At 76.2% G+C, this 2844-nt stretch carries 2 protein-coding genes; both read right to left on the bottom strand.

Features of this window, described 5'->3' with window-relative positions; translation table 11 throughout:
* The coding region (locus AC0CYZ_RS31970) for an alcohol dehydrogenase catalytic domain-containing protein (RefSeq protein ID WP_472222349.1) at positions 1–414 on the bottom strand (414 nt) is incomplete at its 3' end.
* A 136-nt stretch (positions 415–550) separates the two neighbouring features.
* A complete protein-coding gene (locus tag AC0CYZ_RS31965; protein ID WP_472222347.1) occupies positions 551–2404 on the bottom strand; it encodes a helix-turn-helix domain-containing protein in 1854 nt (617 codons plus the stop codon).
* Positions 2405–2844: the final 440 nt, after the last annotated feature.

Below are 2844 nucleotides of genomic sequence, written 5' to 3'. Positions count from 1 at the left end.
GACGGCGTAGAGCGACGTGTCCGCGTAGGGCACCCGGACGTACTCGGCCTGGGTGCCGTCGATGAGGTGGCCGAAGATCCAGCCGATGCCGCCGACGGTCTGGCAGTGCGAGGGCATCCCGCGCTGGCAGTACTCGCAGCGTCCGCACTTGGTGATCGCGGGGACGAGCACGCGGTCGCCGACGGCGAAGCCGCGGACCGCGTCGCCGATCTCGGTGATCGTCCCGACCGCCTCGTGCCCGAGGATGCGTCCGTCGGTGACGGCGGCGACGTCGCCCTGCAGGATGTGCAGGTCGGTCCCGCAGATCGTGGTGGTGTCGACCTTCACGACGACGTCGGTGGGCTCCTGGACGCGGGCGTCCGGGACGTCCTCCCACGCCTTGGAACCGGGACCGTGGTAGACAAGTGCCTTCATGCGGGGGACCTCCGTGGCTGCGCTGCGACCCGACCGACGCTAGTGGCGCAGGACACACCCGGACTGTCCGATATCGAGACCATCCGGCGCCGGTCGACCGCCCCGCCGGCGCCGACTGTCCCGCGGCCGGGACACCTCAGGCGATGTAGCTGATCCCGAACGCGTCGATCTTGCGGTAGAGCGAGGACCGGGCGATCCCGAGCATCGCTGCGGCCTTGTAGCGGTTGCCGCGGGTCTCGTAGAGCGCGTGGATGATCGCGTCGGCCTGGGCGGTCTCGAGCATCGTCAGGCGCGGGGCGCTGGTGAAGCAGAACGCCGGGAGGTCGGGCGCCTGGACCACCCCGACCGGCTTGCGGGACACCACGTAGCGCAGCACGTCCTCGAGCTCGGCGATGTTGCCCGGCCACGAGTAGCCCTCGAGGACGCGGACCACCTGGTGGGACAGCCGCAGTGATCGCGCGCCGCTGGTGGAGCGCAGCACCGAGCGCGCGATCTCGGCGAGCTCGTCGGTCCGGTGGCGCAGGGCCGGCACCCGCACCGTCTCGTGGAAGTGGCGCAGCAGCAGCCCGTACGGCCGCCCGGCGTCGACCGAGCCGCTGTCCAGGCACCCGACGACGAGCACCCGCCCCGGCAGCACCGTCAGCGGGCGCAGTGCCTCGTCGAGCCGGCGGGCGCTGCGCGGGGTGAGCGCGTGGACCCCGTCGAGGAGCACCAGGTGGACCTCGCCGCCGGGGTCGCCGACGAGCGCGTCGCCCCCGGGGGCCGGGTGCTCGTCGAGGGTGGCGCAGTCGATCGTCGTCGAGGTGCCCCGGGGGAAGAGGTGGGCGAACCGCTCCCGGGCCAGCGTCCGCTTCCCGACGCCGGTCTCCCCGACGAGCAACAGGTGACGACGGTGCGCGAGGGTCGCGGTCGCGTCGCGGCGGGCCCGCACGTACGGGCTGAACAGCTCCTGGTTGGCCCGCAGCCGCGCCTCCTCGGAGGCCTCCGCCGACGGGTCGCGGTGCAGGTCGGCGGCGAAGTCGCGACGGGCCGTCGGCGCCACGTGCGAGCCCTGGCGACGGCGGGCCTCGCGGGCGGCGGTCGTCGTGCGGCCGGCCGGGACGTGCTCCTCGACCGGGGTCCCGCCCAGCACCGCGCCGAGCGCCTCGCCGTCGTCGGCGCGGACCTCGTGGATGCGCACCTCGGCGCAGCGGCCGGAGGGCAGGTCGACGTGCCGGGCACCGCCGGTCTCGTCGAGCAGGACGCTCGCGGTCAGCAGGTCGTGCAGCGACTGCTGGTCGGCCGGGTCGAGGGCCTGCGCGGCGCGCCCGACCCAGAGGTCGTCGCCGGCCGCGGCCAGCACCCACGGCACGCCGTCGGCCCGCAGCGCCGCGGTCGCGTCGTGCACCGCGAGCACCCGACGGTGCCGGGTGCGCTCCTCGTGCTCGACGACGTGGGCCGCGAGCATCCGCGCCAGCGCCAGCGGGGTCCCGCCGCGCTCGGAGGCGTGGGTGACGACGACGACCGCCGCGCGGTGCGCGCCGCGGGTCACCGGCGCGGCGGCCTCGCGCAGGGGGCGCAGCGAGGGGTGCAGGTGCTCCGGGCCCTCGACGGTGGCCGGGCGGCGGGTGTGGCGGACCAGCGCGGCGGCGGTCGTCCCCGTCGAGGGCTCGTCGTGGCGGTGGCCCGGGACCCACCGGGCGGCGTCGAGCAGCTCGGCCGGCGCGGTGGCCGTGTCGTGGCGCAGCCGCAGGGTGCCGTCGTCGGCGACGAGGCCGAGCGAGCACCCGGCGTCGGGGTTCCCGGCGGCGAAGGCGCCGAGGACGGCGTCGGCGGCGGCGACCAGCGGGCCCCCGTCGTGGTGGCCGACGAACGGGGCGGGTCCGTCGGCGGGGCCGGAGCGCTCCCACGACGCGAGGACCTCGGCGCGGACCTCGTCGGGCACGAGCGCCGAGCGCCCGCCGCGCAGGAACCGGGCGCGGGCGGCGTCGAGGTCCCGCTCCGTCGCCACGTCCGCGACGGTAGGCCGCTCGCGGGGGCCGGCACCACCGCCGAGCGGCTCACCCCCGGCTCGTACACGGCTCGGTGGGCTCGCGGAGCGCCCCCTCCCGTGATCAACAGCACGTCAGGCACGTCCCAGGCGCCTCGGACCTGCCGGATGTGCCCGTGATCAAGCGCGGATCGGCCACTCCGCGACGAGGGGCACACCACGCACGATCTGGGCGTCGCCGGCCTGCCTCACGTGCTGATGATCACGAGGCGAGGCGAGGCGAGGCGAGGCGAGGCGAGGCGAGGCGAGGCGAGGCGAGGCGGGGCGGCAGCGGGGCGAGGGCGGACGGACAAGCCGGCTCACCCGAGCGTGCGCGCCAGGCCCTCCGCGCTCGTCACCTCGTCAAGAGCGAGCGCGACCGCGCCGTAGAGGGCGGCGTCGTCGCCGTGCACGGCGTCGCG

The sequence above is a fragment of the Actinomycetospora sp. genome (genome assembly GCF_055612215.1).
The sequence above is the reverse complement of the archived record's forward strand: the minus strand, read 5'-3'. Positions and strand labels throughout refer to the sequence as shown.